The sequence below is a fragment of the Granulicella paludicola genome (genome assembly GCF_025685545.1).
GTDB lineage: Bacteria > Acidobacteriota > Terriglobia > Terriglobales > Acidobacteriaceae > Granulicella > Granulicella paludicola.
The window spans coordinates 378,000-397,585 of the sequence record NZ_JAGSYC010000024.1 but is presented as its reverse complement, the minus strand read 5'-3'; the positions used below and the strand labels follow the sequence as shown (position 1 = coordinate 397,585).

At 57.6% G+C, this 19,586-nt stretch carries 13 protein-coding genes; 5 read left to right on the top strand and 8 right to left on the bottom strand.

The features are described 5' to 3' along the window. Positions 1-9 precede the first annotated feature (9 nt). The 7 genes from xylA to OHL14_RS10940 all read right to left on the bottom strand — a co-directional run bounded on the left by xylA (position 10) and on the right by OHL14_RS10940 (position 12,043). The gene (gene xylA / locus OHL14_RS10970; protein WP_263379389.1) at positions 10-1,335 is read right to left on the bottom strand and encodes a xylose isomerase; all 1,326 of its coding nucleotides are present in this window, start codon (positions 1,333-1,335) and stop codon (positions 10-12) included. 73 nt (positions 1,336-1,408) lie between these two features. Then, positions 1,409-4,102, bottom strand: a complete 2,694-nt coding sequence (locus tag OHL14_RS10965; protein WP_263379388.1) for a glycoside hydrolase family 3 C-terminal domain-containing protein — start codon at positions 4,100-4,102, stop codon at positions 1,409-1,411. A gap of 65 nt (positions 4,103-4,167) precedes the next feature. Beyond that, complete coding sequence (gene xylB, locus OHL14_RS10960; RefSeq protein ID WP_263379387.1) at positions 4,168-5,721, bottom strand: xylulokinase; 1,554 nt, start codon at positions 5,719-5,721, stop codon at positions 4,168-4,170. A 47-nt stretch (positions 5,722-5,768) separates the two neighbouring features. Continuing rightward, positions 5,769-7,064: an SGNH/GDSL hydrolase family protein gene (locus OHL14_RS10955; RefSeq protein ID WP_263379386.1), complete on the bottom strand. Its 1,296-nt coding sequence runs from the start codon at positions 7,062-7,064 to the stop codon at positions 5,769-5,771. Between the two features lie 1,149 nt (positions 7,065-8,213). After that, positions 8,214-9,551: a glycerate kinase type-2 family protein gene (locus tag OHL14_RS10950; protein ID WP_263379385.1), complete on the bottom strand. Its 1,338-nt coding sequence runs from the start codon at positions 9,549-9,551 to the stop codon at positions 8,214-8,216. 70 nt (positions 9,552-9,621) lie between these two features. Continuing rightward, a complete protein-coding gene (locus OHL14_RS10945; protein WP_263379384.1) occupies positions 9,622-11,277 on the bottom strand; it encodes a hypothetical protein in 1,656 nt (551 codons plus the stop codon). Then, positions 11,270-12,043 (bottom strand): ABC transporter ATP-binding protein, encoded by a 774-nt coding sequence (locus OHL14_RS10940; RefSeq protein WP_263379383.1) that lies wholly within the window; start codon positions 12,041-12,043, stop codon positions 11,270-11,272. The genes OHL14_RS10945 and OHL14_RS10940 overlap by 8 nt, the downstream gene beginning before the upstream one ends. A 52-nt stretch (positions 12,044-12,095) precedes the next feature. On the opposite strand from OHL14_RS10940, the gene OHL14_RS10935 reads away from it, so the two are divergent. The 5 genes from OHL14_RS10935 to OHL14_RS10915 all read left to right on the top strand — a co-directional run bounded on the left by OHL14_RS10935 (position 12,096) and on the right by OHL14_RS10915 (position 17,350). After that, positions 12,096-12,395 carry a PadR family transcriptional regulator gene (locus OHL14_RS10935; protein WP_263379382.1) on the top strand — a complete coding sequence of 100 codons (300 nt, stop codon included), beginning with the start codon at positions 12,096-12,098 and terminating at the stop codon, positions 12,393-12,395. Then, positions 12,392-13,201: a hypothetical protein gene (locus OHL14_RS10930; RefSeq protein WP_263379381.1), complete on the top strand. Its 810-nt coding sequence runs from the start codon at positions 12,392-12,394 to the stop codon at positions 13,199-13,201. Before OHL14_RS10935 ends, OHL14_RS10930 begins: the two co-directional genes overlap by 4 nt. Before the next feature lie 454 nt (positions 13,202-13,655). Beyond that, complete coding sequence (locus OHL14_RS10925) at positions 13,656-13,907, top strand: FeoA family protein (RefSeq protein WP_263379380.1); 252 nt, start codon at positions 13,656-13,658, stop codon at positions 13,905-13,907. Further along, entirely contained in the window at positions 13,904-15,814 is a 1,911-nt protein-coding gene (gene feoB / locus OHL14_RS10920) for a ferrous iron transport protein B (protein ID WP_263379379.1), read from the top strand. The genes OHL14_RS10925 and feoB overlap by 4 nt, the downstream gene beginning before the upstream one ends. Positions 15,815-16,327: 513 nt before the next feature. Next, positions 16,328-17,350 (top strand): LLM class flavin-dependent oxidoreductase, encoded by a 1,023-nt coding sequence (locus tag OHL14_RS10915; protein WP_263379378.1) that lies wholly within the window; start codon positions 16,328-16,330, stop codon positions 17,348-17,350. Between the two features lie 223 nt (positions 17,351-17,573). On the opposite strand, the gene OHL14_RS10910 is transcribed toward OHL14_RS10915, so the two are convergent. Then, positions 17,574-19,580, bottom strand: coding sequence for an LVIVD repeat-containing protein (locus OHL14_RS10910; RefSeq protein WP_263379377.1), 2,007 nt, complete (start codon positions 19,578-19,580; stop codon positions 17,574-17,576). Positions 19,581-19,586 lie beyond the last annotated feature (6 nt).

Sequence of the window (19,586 nt, the reverse complement as noted above, 5' to 3'; positions counted from 1 at the left end):
ACATTGGCGCTAAAGTTTCGCCGAATAAATGGAACGCATCAACAGATTTTCTATCTGTTCCTGCTTGCCCGATCGCGGCTGCGGATCAATCTCGTCCTTCTCCGCCCTGGCTGAGATTTCCTCAAGCGTCATCGACTTCAGCATGGCTTTTGCCTCCGGCCTCTGCCAGCCGGCGTAACGTTCAGCCAGCAATGCATCATAGTTGCCGTCATCGATCAGCTCTGCCGCGGTCAGAAATGCCCGCGCGCACAGATCCATGCCGCCGACATGTGCATGGATCATGTCCTCGGGCGTGAAGCTCTGGCGCCGCACCTTTGCATCGAAGTTGCAACCTCCCTTGCCGAGACCTCCGGCCTTGATGACGTGATACATGCTCATGGTCATGGTCCAAAGGTCGTTCGGAAACTGATCGGTATCCCAACCCAGCAGCGCGTCGCCACGGTTGATGTCCAGAGACCCCAAAATACCGAGCGCCCCAGCCGTTGCAATCTCATGCTCGAAGCTATGCCCTGCAAGGGTAGCGTGATTGGCTTCGAGATTGACGCGCACCTCGTTTTCTAGCCCGTAGCGCTTCAAGAAACCGTACACCGTAGCCGTATCAAAGTCATACTGATGCGAGGTTGGTTCCTTCGGCTTTGGTTCGATCAGGATCTGGCCGTCAAACCCGATCTTGTGTTTGTACTCCACCACCAAGGACAGAAAGCGGCCCATGTGGTCTAACTCCTGCTTCATATCGGTGTTCAGCAACGTTTCGTAACCTTCACGACCGCCCCACAACACGTAATTCTGGCCACCCAGTTGCTTAGTTACATCCATGCAATGCTTCACAGTGGCTGCCGACCAAGCAAACACCTCTGGATCAGGATTGGTGGAAGCGCCAGCCATAAAACGAGGTGCAGAGAAAAGATTAGCTGTACCCCACAAGAGCTTCGTCTTCGATGTCTGCATCTTGTCGCCAAGGTAATCCGCCATCGCATGAAAGTTCTTCAACGTTTCTGCAAGCGTGGCGCCCGCAGGTGCCATGTCCGCATCATGAAAACAGAAGAAAGGTACGTCTAACACCCGGAAGAGTTCAAACGCGGCATCTGCTTTCATCTTTGCCTGCGAGATTGGGTCACCTGTGCTCATCCAGTTGCGATGGATCGTCGGACCACCAAACGGGTCGCCGCCAGTCATCGCCAGGGAATGCCAGTACGCGACAGCAAAACGCAGGTGATCTTTGAGCGGCCTACCCATTACGATCTTTTCTGCGTTGTAGAACTGGTAGGCCAGAGCCTTTGTGCTATCCGGCCCTTCAAACTTAACTACATCGAACTCGCTAAACTCAGTCGCCACAATCTTCCTCCATTTATCTGTTGCCGTAAGCGGCATGCTCTCTGCCGTGCGATCACGGACGCTGTACCGCAAATTAGTGCTGTAAAGTCTGACTTCCCACGATGCGGAAAGTTGCCGTCTGCGCCGGTGTCACTGCTTGCGGGTCATGCGGTTGTGCACCGCCAACCGCCAGCTGGTACTCGCCGGGTTGCACTTCGCGCTCCCCCTTTGCATCCACCTGAGAGAGCTGTCGAGCTGTCAGTGTAAAGTCCACCTCACGGGTCTCACCCCGCTTCAGTGAGATGCGCTTGAAGCCTTCCAACTGCAGTTGAGGCGACAGGCCGCCATTGCCTGTCGCTGGCGGCACTAAGTAAAGCTGTGCGACCTCATCGCCCGCCACCGCGCCTGTATTTTCAACCGACACGGTAACCGTGAGCGGTTCTCCTGCTTTGAGAATGGGCTTCTTCACGCGAAGGTTTTTGTAGCTGAACTTCGTGTAACTGAGCCCGTAACCAAACCCGTACTCAGGTTTGCCTTTGAAGTAGCGGTACGTGCGGTTTTGCATCGAGTAATCGCTGAACGCAGGAAGATCGTCGACGCTCCGATAGAACGTGACAGGTAAACGTCCGCCGGGATTGTTTTCCCCCTTGAGTGTCCGCGCGATGGCCTTACCGCCAAACTCGCCCGGATACCAGGCTTCGAGAATTGCGTTCGCATGCGCCTCTGCAAACGGTACGGCGACTGCCGATCCATTAAGCAGCACAGCTACCACAGGCTTGCCGAGGGCAGCTACCTGCTCCAGCATCTGCTCCTGACTTGCAGGTAGTTTGATGTCAGTGCGGTCGCCTCCTGAAAAGCCTTCCACCTGCACCTTCATCTCTTCTCCTTCAAGCTCCGGTGAAAGGCCAATCATCGCAACAATGAGGTCAGCCTGCTGCGCGGCCTTGAGGGCTTCAGCCTGCAAAATTCCTGGCGGAGGTACCCATTCCAGCGTGATCCCGGCTCCAAAGAGAGGCGCATGATGCGTGTAATCCACCTCGATGGCGTGCGGCTTTGTATCGGCGAAGTTCACATGGAAGCGCGGCGTTGTACTCTCTCGACCCTCTGCACCTTCAGTTGCAAAGGTGCTCACGTCCCGGCCATCGACTTTCACGACAAAGTGCTCGTGGTCTCCGCATGGATAGCAGTGCGCAAGCCGCATGTTGAACTCAAGATCTCCCACACGCGGTGGCACAATGTAGCCCTTCCAGCGGACAGCGAAAGACTCCTGAGAAAGACCCTCCACCGGAGCGGCCGAGTTCCAGTCGAAGTCCACCTGGGCATCTGTGCGCGTCGCAACCGGCTTACCCTCAAAACTCGCCGCCATATTCTCTGCGTGGCCGACGAAGTACTCGGCCGCGAGGCCAGTCGTGCTGGCATCGGGACTGGGACGAAGCATAGTCGTCGGAACGGCAAGCGGGACACCATCGGCATAGGGTGCACCTTCCGAATAGATCACCCGAGACCCTGGAAATGCCGCACGCAGAGCTTCCACCGGCATCTGGGGATCTTTAGGCACTGCGTTGTAGTTTCCTTCGAGTGCGGAAAGCGAAGCAGCGTTTGGTCCGATGACAGCGATGGTCTTATACCTACCCGCAGATAGCGGCAGTATGCCATCATTCTTCAGCAATACCATCGACTCTTCTGAGGCCTTCAACGAAAGGGCCAGGTGCGCGGCAGAACGATCTTCGCTAAACGGAATATGAGCGTACGGAACCGCCGCGGCATCGTCGAACAGACCAAGCTTGAAGCGTGCCACAAAGAGTCGCTCGACCGCCTTATTTAGATCTGCCTCGGTCAACAAACCCTGCCTGACGGCCGTCGGTAGCGCCTTATACGTTGACCCGCAATTTGTGTCTACTCCCATGAGCACCGCCGTCGCCGACGCATGCTCCTTATCAGCCGAATAGCGGTGTGCCGACTTTTCAAAGAAGTCGTCGATGGCTCCGCAATCAGAGGTCACAAAACCATTGAATTTCCACTCGCCCCGCAGAATGGTCTTAAGTAGCAGATCGCTGGCACAAGCAGGCTTACCGTCTATAGCGTTGTAAGCGCACATGATCGAGTCGGCCTTAGCATCCACGATCGCAGTCCGAAATTGCGGAAGATAAGTCTCCCAGAGGTCGTGCGGCGTAGGGTCCACATCGAACCGATGCCGATCACTTTCAGGCCCACTATGCACCGCAAAATGCTTCGGTGTTGCGACTACGCGGGGTCTTTCAGGATCAGGTCCTTGCAATCCCTGAATGAAATGCAGCCCAAGCTCACTAGTCAGATACGGGTCTTCGCCGTACGTCTCCTGGCCTCGCCCCCACCGCGGATCGCGAAAGATGTTGACGTTCGGCGACCAGATCGTGAGGCCGAAGTAAATGCTGTGCACATTGTGGCGTATAGCCTCGTTGTACTTGGCGCGAGCTTCCGTAGAGACCACCTCGCCAATTTCACCCAGCAGTGGAGCATCCCACGTTGCCGCCATGCCGATGGCCTGCGGAAACAGGGTCGAATAGCCAGAACGCGCTACGCCATGCAGACCTTCGTTCCAATAGTCATAAGCAGGGACGTTGAGTCTGGCAATGGCTGGTGCGGTATTCAGGGTCTGGGCCGCCTTTTCTTCCAGAGTCATCCGAGCGACCAAGTCATGCGCACGCTGCTCCGGCGTTCGTGCCGGGTTCATGTAGTCCAGCGTTGTCGTCTGGGCTGATGCCGCCAGACCTAGATTCAAAATAACGATCGAAAGAAAGACGCGCATCTCAGAACCCCTGCAAAATCAAATTTTCTTCACCTGAAACATTTACTTCGTAAAAGACCACGGGCTCACTCATTGCAGGCCCGCGCTGGCGTAAGTGGACCTTTACCGGTCTCAAGACTTTGTCTAGCCTCAGTCAAAGCGGGATACATGCGATTAAGCCACCCCTGATACACGGCACGGGCTGCGTCATATTTAGCGCGCAGCTGCGGCCTGGGTTCGCAGCTATCCTTCGGCCGTACGCGCACAATCGCATCGGCAATTGAACCGAAATCCTTCGGATGTCCATCCGCAATGCTTTGTGCAACCATAGCCTGCATGGCAGCGCCCAGACAGCCTGCCTCCTCTTCCTGAGGCACCTGAATTGTCACCCCAGTGGCATCGGCCAGCAGCTGTCGCCATGCACGCGACCGAGCCCCTCCACCGATTACCTGAATCACCCTTGGCCTCTTTCCCTCCAAAACTAGATCAAGGCCGTTCAAAATCCCGAAGCTCACTCCTTCCACGGCCGCTCGAATGAGATAAACAGGAGCGAAATTAGTCGCCGAAAGACCATGCAGCGATCCGCGCGCTGTCGGCAGGTCTGGGGTTCTTTCTCCATTGAGGAACGGGAGCAGGACGAGGCCATCCGCGCCGGGCTCCGTTGTTTCGAGTGCCTCTTCAATATCAGCTACGGTTCGTCCAAGCAGCTCGACCGTTCCGGTAACGACGTTGGTCGCGTTCATAGTGCAGACCAAAGGAAGCCACCCTCCGGAGGACGAACAGAAGGGCGCCACGCTGCCAGCCGGATCGTGCGCCGGAAGGTCGCTGTAAGAGTAGACAGTCGAAGACGTGCCGAGCGACAAAGTGACCACTCCTTGTCGCACATTGCCTGTGCCGATTGCACCCATCATGTTGTCCCCGCCTCCGGCCGAGACCTTGCAAGCCGAAGTCAGTCCCAGCTCTTCCGCTACTTCGGTGCGCAAGCTACCGACGAACTCATCCGAGTTCACGAGGGTCGGTAGCGCACGGTAGAGCTGGCCTATCCCACCGTCGATTGCATCGAGCACGTCCTTGCACCACGTCCGGGTTCTCACATCAAAGAAACCCGTTCCAGAAGCATCGCCAGGCTCAGCCTTCAGCTCACCTGTCAGCCAGAAATTCAGATACTCGTGTGGCAATAAAATGTGACGGATGCGCGCAAAATTCGCGGGCTCGTTTTCAGCCATCCACAGGAGCTTCGAGACGGTGTAGCCAGTCATGGGAATGATCCCGAAGCGCTCGAGGAACGTGTCCCGGCCACCCAGCCGCTTGATGATTTCGCTGTTCTGAGGCGCAGTCTCGGTGTCGTTCCACAGCTTTGCAGGACGAATCACTCTCATGTCCTCATCCAGCACCACTAGACCGTGCTGTTGCCCACTGACACCAATCGCCTGAACCGCAGAGAGGCCATCCCACGTACTCATCGCCTGTTTTACCGAAACGCGCAACGCGTCAACCCACCATTGCGGGTCTTGCTCGCGAGCTCCACTGGGTCGCTCGATCAGCTGATGGCGCGCATAACCTCCGCCCATGACTGTTCCATCGGAACCCAACAACAGCGCCTTGGTTCCCTGCGTCCCGCAGTCAATTCCAAGAAACATATTTAACCCCATTTCTTTCCCCATATGCAGCAGGAATTCGCTGCTCGTTACGGGAGAGCGGCTAACGGCACAGTCTCGCCCATACGCTTATATCCAGCGGGTCCCGGGTGAAGATGATCGCCCGAGTCATATGCCGGTAACATGAGGCTGGGATGGGCCGGGTCACGCAGTACCTCATCAAAATCCACCACACCATCGAACGTTCCAGAATGGCGAATCCAATCGTTCAGCTTCACGCGATCCGCTTCAGACATCTCGCTCGGATGGTAGTAGTCGGACCCGACGTAAGGCGTCAGCGTTGCTCCCAGTACCCTGATACCGTGCGCGTGAGCTCTCGTCACCATCTGGCCAAATGCTGCCATCAGCTCGGAGACCAGCGCGTCGTGAGCCACCTGCTTATGCGCCACCACACGATCGAGGCCGCCCAGATCATTGATGCCTTCCATCACAATCAAGGTGCGAGCACCCGTGACTGACAGCACATCGCGATCAAACCGTGCCAGCGCGTTGGGACCCAGCCCGTCCGTGAGAATGTGATTCCCGCCGATACCTTCATTCACGACGCCCATGCCGCGCGTTGGCTCGCTTGAAGACATCCTCCTTGCAAGCACATCGGGCCAACGATCATTACCATCCGTAGTCGATCCGTGTCCATCGGTAATGGAGTCTCCAAAAGTTACGACGGACGTAGCCATGCCACCTGCCTGAGAGGTCTCCACGCCAGCCAGAAAATACCAGCGCGTACATGTCTGTGGCGAATCCAAGTGTTCATCAGACACATGCTGGCCCTTCACGTAAAACGACGTTGCCCGTGCTCCCGCGTGTAGAGTCAGGATGGCAGGCGCGTGTGTCACAAATACGGTGACGACGAGATCGGCTTGAGGGGCCAATGGCATAGGAACAGGATCGGACCAGTACTCTGCTCCCGCCGGCACCGACACCTCCGCTTTTCCAGCGAACGTTACCGCATAATCCACCGAGGTCGTGATCGGGCCTGCACCTTCACTACCCTCCGGCAGGGACACGTGCAGAGTCTGCAACTGCAAGGGCTCCTGACCGAAAGCATTCGAAAGATGCAGTCGCAGCTTTGTTCCTCCGACGGAAAGATGAACAATCTGCCGCAAGGTTGCGCCTTCAAGCGCACCGTCAGGCAGAAGTTCTGTTCCGTAAGGTTGCATTTGGGCGGCACCCCAACTCGTCGTCCAACCCCCATCCTGCTGAGCCTCGGAGGAAACTCCCGTGAGCATGGCTGCCATAAGCGTGACGCTGAGCTTCCACCAGATAGAAGAGCTTCCAGCCCACGCTGAAAACTTGCTGAATTCTATCGGCGTGAATTCATTCATCCGCACAATAATATGTCCTCGATCTGCTTCGTATGGAGCTTTCGTGTGAACCATACAGAAAGCGATCAAGCGTGGTCAAGCGCGAAAACGACCGATAATCTCTGCGATCCTGTAATTTCGTCGTCCACCCTGAGCTACAAATCCTATAATTTTGGTGCATCGAAATAAATTACGCTGGGCAAGCGTGCGAGATTAGGGGCGCCAGCGACAAGCCTCCTTGGATTCAGAAGCATTTGGCTGGACTCCGTGTATCCGAAGGGAGCCTCGAAGACCCTGACAATCTCCCGGCGAAGCTACAGAATGCCGTGAGTGTCCTGGAAGGGAGTTCATTTGTACTTGTCCGCTCAGGCTCAATGAATATGCCGAGATTGTGGTCACGCTGGTAAATCATAAGCATGGGGCGGAGCCTACCACTGAGCTAGTGAAAAGCAACTCAAAGGAGATCCGGGAGCTCATCAATCTGACTCGGCACACTCGTCGGCTCCCTCTGCACATAGTGAAGTTCCAGTTGCCCGATCGCAGACCTGTATCAGTGGATGCTTACCTCAGTGACGAGGTCATCCGATATACCGGAGCCGCCGCTCTTCGCATCCCCGTGAGATCGCTTGGAAAGACTTAATCCAACCGCCCCCCATCTGGAGCTTCCTGTGCTTGGCAAACAGGCAGGTCTTGGGCCGCTGGGCCAACTTCCAGGGACGGACTGCCGGAGCGATCCCGCCGTGCTGCGCTAACAGGAACTGCATCGGGCCATGATCCTTGCCGAAGCGCGGCCAATCTCATACAACGAATCGCCCACCTTCCAACGCTGCCATGTATCGGCCTTCTGCTCCGCAGTTAGACCTTATCTTATCCCCTGTCTCGTCAACACCACCTCCAAATCAGGTAGTGTTGCGTCGACCCGTTGAGACCGCCGGCGTTACCGGAGGGTTCGGGCGAAGTCACCGGAAAATCCGACAACTTCCGGAGTGTCGCGTGAAGGCTCCGCGGTTGTAGAGGAGCGACTAGGCAATTTCGCACCAACACTGCTCAGCGTCTTGAAAATCAAATCACCACTGCAAGAAAATATCTACAAACCGGTCGCCTTGTAGCGCTGATAACCACAAAACAACGCCTAGCTCATCGTTGACGGTCGCACCAAGCTTTAAAGATTCAATTGACGAGGATGACTCGCAGATCACGCAAGTTGTTACCGGTCGGTCCGCAAACGATCGCATCTCCCAGACTCTCGAACAGAGGGTAGGCGTTAAATGCCTCTAGTGCCTCCAGGCCGCTAAGGCCCAGTTCGGCAACGCGACTCCACGTAGAGCCATCTACAACCGCACCGGCAGCAGGGCTGTTGCCATCCACGCCATCCGAGCCAGCGCTTAGGGCTACGAAACCTTCTTTCCCGTCGAGGTACCGTGCCAGCTCGAGTGACCATTGCTGGTTGCGACCTCCAATGCCAGCTTCACCAGTAACGGCAACAGTGACCTCCCCGGCGGAGAGGATACATACCGGGGTACCAACCTCCGCTTCAGCGACGGCACGTTGGTAGAGGTAGTTCGCCGCATCACGATAATCCCAGTCATCGCAGGTGTTATCGATCACAACACGGTAGCCTGCATCCCGCACGATCTGTGCTGCAGCTTGTATTAGCGAGTCGCTTGTGAGCGCAGCACAACATATCGATGGTTCGATGCCTTCGGGTAAGACCTTTGGCGTTTCCGGCATCATGTCGAAGAAAGCCTGCACGCCTGGCGATAACGGCAAAAGTGATGGCGTTTCTGTGATGATCCGACGGCACTCGGCCACAGTACTGACATCGGGGAGAGACAGTCCAGATCCTACTACGTCCAATTTTCCTGGTGGAACGTCGGAGAGCAGCACCGTGCAGCGTGTGGCATAGCCGCAAGCCGTCGCCAGCCGCCCACCTTTGATCGCGGAAAAGTGTTTTCGCACCGTGTTCAGCTTTTCTATGGATAGACCCGAATGCAACAGCCTGAGGTAAAACGCGGAAAGCTCTTCTGAAGAAATGATCGGGCTGAGAGGCGCTTCCGCCATCGCGGATGCTCCACCACTGATGAGGAAGACGACCAGTGTCTCACTGTTGGACGTACTCAATAGGTCTAATAGGGCTCTGGCGGCATCGAAGGATTGCGCATCCGGGACCGGATGACTTCCTTTGAGATACTGCACGCCTGTCGCGCCTTGCCAGGATCCCACGCCGACCACCACTCCTCGAACCGGCAGGATGAGACGTAACGATGCAAGGACGTGATCTGCCATGGGCACGGCAGCTTTTCCGATAGCCGCAATGAATATCTGTTTGAAGTGACGAAGCTCCATCTGTCGGTCGCCCACGAGAAGGTAACTACCCTCGACCCGGAAGACCGAGCGCATCGCGTCTGGAACGTTCACACTGGCCAGAACCTGCCGAAGAAGCGAAAGCGCAAAGCGACGCGGCTCCGCTGAGATATTCACCTCGACCGAATTCGAAGGCGTTGGCACCGTTGCGCTCCCCAGCATTAGTCTCAAGAGGCTGGATGAGGGATGTCAACTTCGAGGAGCGCAGAGTCCACTAATCAGACCCCAGCCCTAACAACTGAAACTCGCCTTCAACCTCGTCTCCGTCCTGGAGTTCTGGCTGCGACTGCCTCCGCAACGATCCTGCTCCTCGCCGCATGATCGGGATCAAGAGCAAGCCTGCAACAAGCCACCATGGTTTGCGCTCCAGCCACAAGGACAAACGCTCCATACCCACAACGAACACAGGCAGCACACCAATAAAAAGTGTCAACAAGAGTGGCAAGCTTGTTTTCCCAGGAGCGCGTGGCTGTGCGAAGGGGATACCCCGATCTGCAAATAATAGCGTCTCCACTATCAGGACGCTGACAGTCATCCCGCATAGAGCCTGGACGAGCAGGACTCGCGCAGGAGTTCCGAGACAACCAAGAACTACCAGCACCAGGGTCAGAACAGCGAGCGCACAGGCGAGCGTCCAGAGTCGGCCCGCGTCAATGCAAGCCTCCCGGTTCGAACCGGTGACCCGGAAAATCCAGCGTGCGGACAGACTCACGGGTAAAGCAAAAGCGATGCGCAAGCCAGCGATTGTCCAGAAGACGAGTAGCGGCACGACAGCGTGCGTGCCAAGTGTCGACAGCGCAAGGCGTGGTCCACTCAGCGAAGGCTGCAAGGTGAAAGCACAGGCGACCGCAAATGCCAGCCCGATCCCGCAATACATCGCGAGATAGACCTGGTAGCGGCTATTGCGCATGATCGTTTGTCCGATGAAGGGAAGAACCGCACGCCGACCGCCGAGGTTTATCCATTGTGCGAGACGGGCGTAAACGAAGCTGCCAGATTTGCCGCCAGGTCCGCCATTATTCTCCAGGGCCATTCGCTTCATGCGGAGCCACGCCAGAGGATACGTAATGAGAGCAATGACCACAGTGATCATCAGTGCCCACAGGCCACGCGCAGCCATAGACGCTACAAAACCAGCCTCAGAAGCGCCGTGCAATAACTGTTCATACAGGCCGAGATACCAGAACGTTGGCACGCAGTTCGCCCAGCGGGTTGGGCCATCAAGGGTCTGATCGAGTCCATCCCCAAAGCGAACATAGTGAACTACCAATAGACCCAGGATCGCCACAACGAACATGCGCAGGAAAGGAGAGATGAGGCGAAAGACTGGAGACGGCAACACGCAAATTAGTAATCCGCCGGAGGCGATCACGAGAAGCGCTCCGAAGGCGCCGGCTGCGGTGACCGCTACAGCGTGCGCAAAGAATTGTCGGGCAACCCCCTCATGGCTTACAGCAGGAAGCATCCACGTACCGAAGAAGTTCGCCGCAATTAGAAAGGTTCCAAGGAAGCAGCCAAGCGAAGTAAGCTTCGCCGCAAGCATCGTCCGCCTCTTCAGAGGCAAGGGGCTCAACACCAGCAGGTCGAGACGATCAGGGAAAAGCATCTCCCATTCAAAGATCGCCACTCCAGCCATCACCACGAACGAATAGAGCACAAAGAAATAGCGATCCTCGATCCTCCCCCACATCGTGCGCTGCGGATATTGGTTTTGTAAGAAGAACGCAATCATCATTCCTGGCGCCGCAGCCATCGCGAGAGCGCGCACCGCAGTGGTCAGGGTGTCTCCGTTTGCTTCAAGCAGATCATTCTCAAAAAAGCGGCTGAAAAAGTAGCGACTTAGTGTCTTGAACACGGCGGGGTCACGCATGTTGCACCTTCATCACGTCGACAAGGTCGCGTGCGACCTGTTCGGTATCGGTCTGCTGTACAAGTTGTGCGAAGACGCTTTCCAATGTAGGAAGAGCCATCAGTTTTGTCAGTTCGCGAGGTGCAGCGTCGGCCACAACCTGACCTTTTGCCAGAACGATCACCCGGTCGCAGACACGCTCCACGACTTCCAGCACATGCGAAATGTAGAGGATCGCCTTCCCTTCTCTTGCGAGCAGAACGAGCAGCTCTTTGAAAAGAATCGCCGAAACAGCATCAAGTCCAGATAGCGGTTCGTCGAAGACGATGAGTTGCGGATCGTGCAGAATCGCTGCGGAGAGAAGTACTCGCTGGCGCATACCTTTGGAATAGTTCACCATCTGCGAGTACTGCGCGTGTTCCAACCCGAACAGTGCCAGCAGTCCACGCGCTTTTGTGTCCAGCAAGCGCTCCGGAATACCCCGCAACCGTCCTACAAGTTGCAGGTACTCCAACCCGGAGAGATGCGTATAGACCTGCGCCTCCTCGGGTACGTATCCGAGTTGCGTTCTATACGTGGCGAGATCTTCGCGGATGTCTTGCCCTCGGAAGAGGATCTTCCCGCGCGATGGCTGAATGAGGCCTGTCACCATCTTCACCGTTGTGGATTTACCGCTGCCATTCGGACCGAGGTAGCCGAGCACCTCGCCCGGGTTGAGTGTGAAGCTGACATCCTGGACCGCAGGAATGCTGCGGTAGGTCTTGGAGACATTTCGGACTTCGAGCATGGCCATCACCCTATGTAGCAAACTACACTGGTGTAGCATACTACATAGCCGAATGCAACGACTATCCCATACCGCCGCCCTTATTCTCAAAGCTCTCAGCCTTGGGTATCGCTTCGGCTTCGAGATTATGGAGGTGTCCGGTCTGCCGAGTGGAACGGTCTATCCGGCGTTGCGGCGGCTGGAGCGCGACGGTCTTGTGGAGTCGAACTGGGAACCGGAGGACGAGGCCACGCAGAACGCCCGACCGCCCCGTCGTTATCATCAGATAACGATCGCCGGAAAAGCCGCAGCTCTGGCAGTCTCCGAGCGCTATCCCCTGCTGACGCGTCTCATTCCGGAGAAGCAGGCATGAACCATAGCCTTCCGACGCCATTGCCTGTCCTTGACCGCCTACTGCTGCGCGCCGTAAGTCACATCACCCCCGTCTCTGAGCGCGCGGACTGGTTTCGTTGCTGGCACGCCGAACTGTGGCATCGCCGTCATCCCTATTCGGACCGCGTTCATGGCGCTATCGATCTTTATCCGGGACTCCTTAGCGATGCCGTCTGGCTGCGCGTCGAGTGTTGGCGTCGCGCCACCACAGGCACTGCAGTGCTCTGCCTTGCCGTGCTTGCGAGCATGAGCCTGATCGCAATGCTTCCTTTGCTCGCGCTGTTCTCCAGGGTGGAGCTAACGATTGCATTCCTGTCGACGCAAATGCCACGCCTCGTCATCGAAGCGTCACTCACCACCGTCGTGGGCTTTGCTCTTGCGTCGCGACCGGTCGAGTCATCCACCCCGTTCGAGGGCCTGCGATTCATGAAAGCGAAGCTCTTTCACGCCTCGAAGTTGGTTCTCGTACAGATCATTGCCTACGAGCTCAGCCTTGCGCTGACGCAGCCTTTTCATTCTGTGCACGCGTTGGCTATGGTGATTGTGCAAGCTCAGCTATTCACGCTGCTTGCTTTGTTAGGTCTGCGCTGGAACTTCCTTGATCAGGATGCGCGCTGCCGACACTGCCTGCGCACACTCGCGTCTCCATCTCGAGTAGGGCGACCTTCCTGGAACTTTCTCGAAAGCAACGGGACGCATCTGACATGCCCTGACGGTCACGGCTTGCTGAGTATTCCTGAGATAGAAACAAGCTGGCGACAGAACAGCGAGTGGATTGCTCAATAGTCGACCCGTTCCATCCCTTGCTCCCGCCCATCCGTCCGACCGAGGTAAAAGGAAGTTTTCATCGCTCGTGAATCTTCATTTATCCAACCTCGCTCGAACGAAGGCAGTGCTCCAAAGCAAGTTCGATTGTTGCATCCTCAAAGCTAGATCCCTCAGCGAGCAGCTTTGCGGAACGATGAAAAGAAAGTAGCGAATACAAGTATTTCCGTCAGCATCGCTCGCAACCGACGCCGGAGCGCTCGATTTGAGCCAGGGTCACGCCGGATTTGAAACAGGTGATCTTGGCGATCGAGGTTCGACTCCTTCCGGGCGCACCATAACCCCCCTTCAAACATCTAAACGTGGTCATCGCAACGAACATTAGTTTGCGGTTGGTCTGCGTTCAGATGTGCACCCGCGACGGTCGCATTTATCGTATAGTAATAAGGACTGGCTTGGTCGCATATAGGGTGAGATGGACGTCACAGCACTAAGTAACGCGAAGGTGGGAAGCGCAGGCGTCGTCGAACGCATCGATCTCCCCGAAGATGTTTGCCATTACCTGGCTCACCTCGGCTTTCTGCCGGGAACGCGTATAGAGGTCTTGCGCAGCGCGCCCGCCGGCGATCCTCGCGTCTACCGCCTGGATGGGGTTGAAGTCGGATTGCGATTTGAGACCGCGAAGCACATTTATCTGCAGGTGGCGGAAGTGGGAGACGCAGTATGAGCAGTTGTCACGCACCTGTTGTCGATCTCACACACAATGATGCGCCCGTTCAGATCGGGCCGAAGCCTCTGCGCACGGTTGCCCTTGTAGGCCCGCCGAACTGCGGCAAGTCCACGCTTTTCAACCGGATGACAGGCTTGCGGCAAAAAGTCGCGAACTATCCCGGCGTCACGGTAGAACACCACTCCGGCCGCATGAAGGCGATCGGCCGCAACGACCTTACGCTGATCGATCTGCCCGGCATCTACAGCCTTGCGACGTATTCCGAGGATGCGCGTGTTGCCGTCGAGGTGCTGACTGGCAAGATGGCGGGCGTGCCCAAGCCGGATTGCGTACTGCTGGTGCTCGATGCCACGCACATGAACCGCCAGCTGATGCTTGCGGCGCCTGTGTTTTCGATTGGGCTACCGACGCTCGTGCTGCTGAATATGTCGGACCAGTTGGAGACGCGCGGTGGCAAGATCGATACGCTGGCGCTGGCGCATGCGCTGGGACATCCTGTAGCCCTGATTTCAGCCGCAAATGGCACCGGCCTTGATGTCATCCCCGAGTTTTTGCTTCGCATGGGTAATCGTCCAGACGACGGTTCGCGCCCGGTGCAGCTGCCTGTGCTGCAGAGCGCGGCGAGCTGCCGCAGCTGGGCAACGCAGGTGACGGCGCGCACAAAGTATGAAGCTCCGCAGGCGGCTCTGTGGACGCGTCGGCTGGACAGTGTGCTGCTCCATCGCATCTGGGGGCCGCTGTTCTTTCTGGCTGTTGTGATCGGCGTGTTCCAGGTCGTCTTTGCGGCTGGTCAGCCGCTGAGCGACTGGCTGACCGAGTTGATGACGCGAGGCGGTCAACACGTTGCGATGTTGTTGCCTGACAACTGGCTGCGACCGCTGCTGCTGGATGGCCTTTGGAGCGGCGTTCAGAGCGTGCTGGTGTTCCTGCCCCAGATTCTGCTGCTGTTCCTGTTCATCGGCATCCTTGAAGATTCGGGCTATCTTGCCCGCGCTGCGCTCATCGCTGACCGTGTGATGCGCGCCATTGGTTTGAACGGTAAGGCGTTTATCCCCCTTCTCAGTGCTTACGCGTGTGCAGTTCCCGCGATCATGGCGACGCGCACGATCGAGAACAAGCGCGAGCGGATTGCGACGATCATGATTGCGCCGTTCATGACCTGCTCGGCGCGGTTGCCGATCTATACGCTAATCATCGCGGCGTTTATTCCGAACCAGAAGTTTCTTGGCGGCGTGATCGGCCTGCGCGCGCTGGTGATGTTGAGCCTGTATGCGCTGGGCTTCTCTGCTGCGATGCTGACGGCGAAGCTGATGAACTCGTCGGTGATGAAGGCGAGCACCGCGCCGTTCGTTCTGGAGCTGCCGCAATACCGCTGGCCGACAGTGCAGTCGCTGTCCTTGCGGCTTTATGATCGCGGCAAGCTGTTTCTGAAGAAGGCTGGAACGATCATTCTGGCCTGCACGTTCACTGTGTGGGTGCTGAGTGTTCTGCCGATCCATGCAGGACAGTTTTCCCTGCTGAGTTCGAGTGTGATTGGACATCTGGGGCACTTCATCGAGCCGGTGATTCGACCGCTTGGCTTCAACTGGAAGATCGGGATTGGTCTGCTCAGTTCCATCGTTGCCCGCGAGGTGATCGTGGGAACGCTGGGAACGCTTTATGGTGTTGATCCTGCGACGCATTCAGTTGGGCTTCAGGCTGCACTGCGCGGTGATATGACGATCGGTGGAGCGATTGCGCTAGTCGTGTTCTTCGCCTTCGCGATGCAGTGTACTTCGACGCTTGCGGTGGTTCGGCGCGAGACGAATAGTTGGAAACTGCCGGCGATCCAGTTTCTGTACATGAGCGGCTTCGCTTACATCGCGGCGCTGGTGACCAATCAGGTGATTTCGAGGTTCTTTTAGGTACTCCCCCTCCCCCCCCGGTACTTAGGCGTCAAGGTCTTCATTCGAGGAGAGTTAGGCTTGGACTTCGAAACCCGAGGTCTTTCTAAGAGGCGACTTAGGTCTGGACCTGGTTGGGAATAAGAAAGGGCTGCCACGGTTTATGCCGTGGCAGGCCTTTCCGGCCCCTATTTAAAGAATAGCAGCTGGGGACTGCGAACATGCAATTCATTTTTCGGGCGCAAGTGTTTTGCTTCTTAGGGCTTACGCGGAGACGAAGGAGCCGGGGGGCTTGACAACGTTTTGGGATTCGGCGGCCTCTGGATAGGTCTGGGCTGAAGCCCAGACCTATCCAGAGGCAAAACAGAGGCAAGAGCAAAAGCAGATTCCCTGCGGGAATGACAAAGGGAAAAAGCAAGGGCAAAAAGCAGATTCCCTGCGGGAATGACAAACAAAGAAGTTGCCTCTCGGCTTTGCCCGAGGTCAGCATGACGGGGTTGGGGTCGGGGAGCCTGAGCTGTAAACTTGGAAGTTATGAAGAAGATTGGATTTCTATCGTTTGGACACTGGACGCCTTCGCCGCAGTCGGGGACGCGGTCGGCGTCGGAGGTGCTGCTTCAGTCGATTGACCTGGCGGTGGAGGCGGAGCGGTTGGGTGTCGATGGAGCCTACTATCGCGTTCATCATTTTGCACGGCAGCTGTCATCGCCGTTTCCTCTGCTGGCTGCGATAGGCGCGCGGACGAAGACGATTGAGATTGGTACCGGCGTGATCGACATGCGGTATGAGAACCCGCAGTACATGGTGGAGGATGCGAGTTCGGCTGACCTGATCTCGGGTGGACGGTTGCAGCTGGGCATCAGCCGCGGATCGCCGGAGCAGGTGATCGAGGGGTACAAGTACTTCGGCTATACGCCGAGGGATGGCGAAGATGATGCGGCGATGGGCCGTCGGCACACTGTGGAGTTTCTGGAGCTGTTGCGCGGCAAAGGCTTTGCCCAGCCGAACCCGCGACCGATGTTTGCGAACCCTCCGGGGCTGCTGCGGCTGGAGCCAACGTCCGAGGGTCTGCGCGACCGCCTGTGGTGGGGAGCGGGATCGAATGCGACAGCGGTGTGGGCGGCGAAGCTGGGGATGAACCTGCAGAGCTCGACGCTGAAGTTCGATGAGACAGGTGAGCCGTTCCATATTCAGCAAGCGGACCAGATTCGCGCGTTTCGGGCAGCGTGGAATGAGGCTGGACACACGCGGACGCCGCGGGTCTCGGTGAGCCGCAGCATTTTTGCGATCACGAACGATCTCGACCGGTCGTACTTTGGACGAGGCGGTAAGGAGCAAGACCAGATCGGGTCTATCGATGGAGCGACGCGGGCTGTGTTCGGGCGCGGGTATACGGGAGAGCCGGATGAGTTGATTGCGCAGCTTCGCGAGGATGAAGCGATTGCCGAGGCCGACACGCTGCTGCTAACCGTGCCGAACCAGCTGGGCGTGGAGTACAACGTGCATGTGCTGGAGTCGATATTGACGATGGTGGCTCCGGCGCTGGGGTGGCGGTAGGGTCGCGAAACCGGGAGGAGAGAGCGAACCTCCGGGCTGAAGCCCAATTTCCTGGCCGGCCTGTCAGACCCAACGCTAAAGCGTTGGGGTACCTGGGTTGTGGCTGGAGGAAAAGAGACAAAAGCAGAAGCGGATTCCCCTTTGACTTCGCTCAGAGGAATGAAAAAAGTAGAAAGGGTGTCCGCTTGAGCGGACACCCTTTGTTGTTGCGGTTCGGTGACAGCTAAACGACGGGGTGCTTGAGGATTTCGGCGAGATCGTGCAGGCGCTTTGCGTCTGCTGGCTTGGCTGAGGCCGCGCTGCTGTCGAGCCCGTCGGCCATTCCGCTTAGCTTGGCGGTGCTCGCAGCGTTGAGATGCGAAGACTCTGCGCTGTGGATCGCCTTGTGAAGGTCAGCAAGCTTATCTGCGGGGAGTGCCTGCGAACGCTCGAGCTGATCAACGTAGGCCTTGGCGACAACGAGGTTCGAGGGCCACACGATCTTCTGCTGGTTCTGCACGTTCAGCTCGGCGACCTGCACAGCCTTGGCTGCTTCGATCTCGTTTTCGGTGAGGAACTTCGTCGGCGTGAGCTCGAAGACGTCGAGGCCACGGGCGATCTCCGAACCGTAGATGCGACCGTTGTACCAGTACGCGGACCAGTAGCCACCGAGAACAAGGGTCTTGGCGTTGATGGGGCCGCGGTCGAAGTAGGCGATCTCGTAGGGGTGCGAGGGATCGGTGAAGTCCATGACCGACAGGCCGCCCTGATACCAGGCCTGCACCTCGATATCGCGGCCGGGGATGGGGATGAGCGAGCCGTTGTGAGCTACGCAGTTTTCAGTGTCACCCTGCGCGGCGGGGAGCTTGTAATAGCTCTGGAGCGAGAGCTTGTCGTCCTTGAGGTCGAAGATTGCATCTGCACCCCACTTGTTGGGATCGTTCGGGCGGCAGCGAGCGCCGAGTCCCCCGCCCCACTCGTCGGTGAAGACGACCTTCGAGCCGTCATTTGAGAACGACGCGGAGTGCCAGTAGGCGTAGTTGGGATCGTTGACGGCGTCGACGCGCTTGGGGTGGATGGGGTCCTTGATATCGAGCAGGATGCCGTTGCCGGAGCACGCGCCTGCGGCGAGGCCGATGGCGGAATACACCGTGATGTCGTGGCACTGGTTGGTGTCGGCTGGCTTCGCGCCGGGCTTATCGTCGTGGTTGCCGCCGTTGTTCAGACCGTTGAGAGCGCCGCTGCGGGCATCCATGAAGACGCGCGGATTGGAGACGATCTTTGCATCCTGCGGAGAGGCCACCGGGACCTGGATGACATCGATGCGGAAGAGCGCGGTGTTGGGGTCCTTGTCGGGCGCATCCCCGGAGCAGCCAGCGAGTTCTTCGCCGGGGCGAACGAACGAGGTGCCGGAGACATAGATGTAGACGTTGTCCTTATCGTTGGGATCGACGACGAGGGTGTGAGTGTGCGAGCCACGGCACGTCTGGATCGCGGCTACCTGTTTCGGGTGCTCGACGTCGGAGATATCGAAGATGCGAACGCCGCGGAAGCGGTCTTTTTCTGCCGGAGGAACATGCTTCTTCAACGCCTCTGCGAGCACGGCGGGTGGAGGCACGGGGAAGCCCTGACCGCCGCAATCGATACGGCCGTTCGGCATCTCGACGGACATGAAGAGCAGATGGCCGTAGACGGAGACATCGCCCTGACCGCCGGGGCAGATGAGCGTGGTGAGCAACTTGACCTTCGCTGGGTTGGCGATGTCGTAGATGCTGATGCCGGAGAAGTTGCCCTGAAAGAGATGCGAGCCCTGGAAGGCGAAGTCGGAGTTTGAATAGGCCAGCTGTGCGATGACGGGCTGCAGCGATTTAGGCATCTTCGAGGCATCAACCTCGAGGTTGACGAGTGTCTTCTGCACCTTGGGATCGTCGGCGGAGGTGGCCTCCATACGGAACGGATCGGCCTTCTTGAGGAAGCCGATGTGTTTGACGCCCATGGCGGCCTCGCCTGCGTCGTAGAGGCCGGGCTTGAGGGTGTAACGCGGGTCGTTGGTGTTGGAGCCAGTCATGCCGGCGGGCAGCGGCGGAGCGGGCTTGGGCTTGAACTCGTCGAGCTCGTCGGTGGCGGCTGGTTTGGCAGCGGCCTTGGGGTCGGGAGCGGCGGCTTGCGCGTGCAGGCGCACGGTGGTGGTGGCTGTAAGGAGAGCCAGAGCGAGGCCTGAGAGTCGGAGCGTGTTGCGGGTGAGGTTCATGGGTCT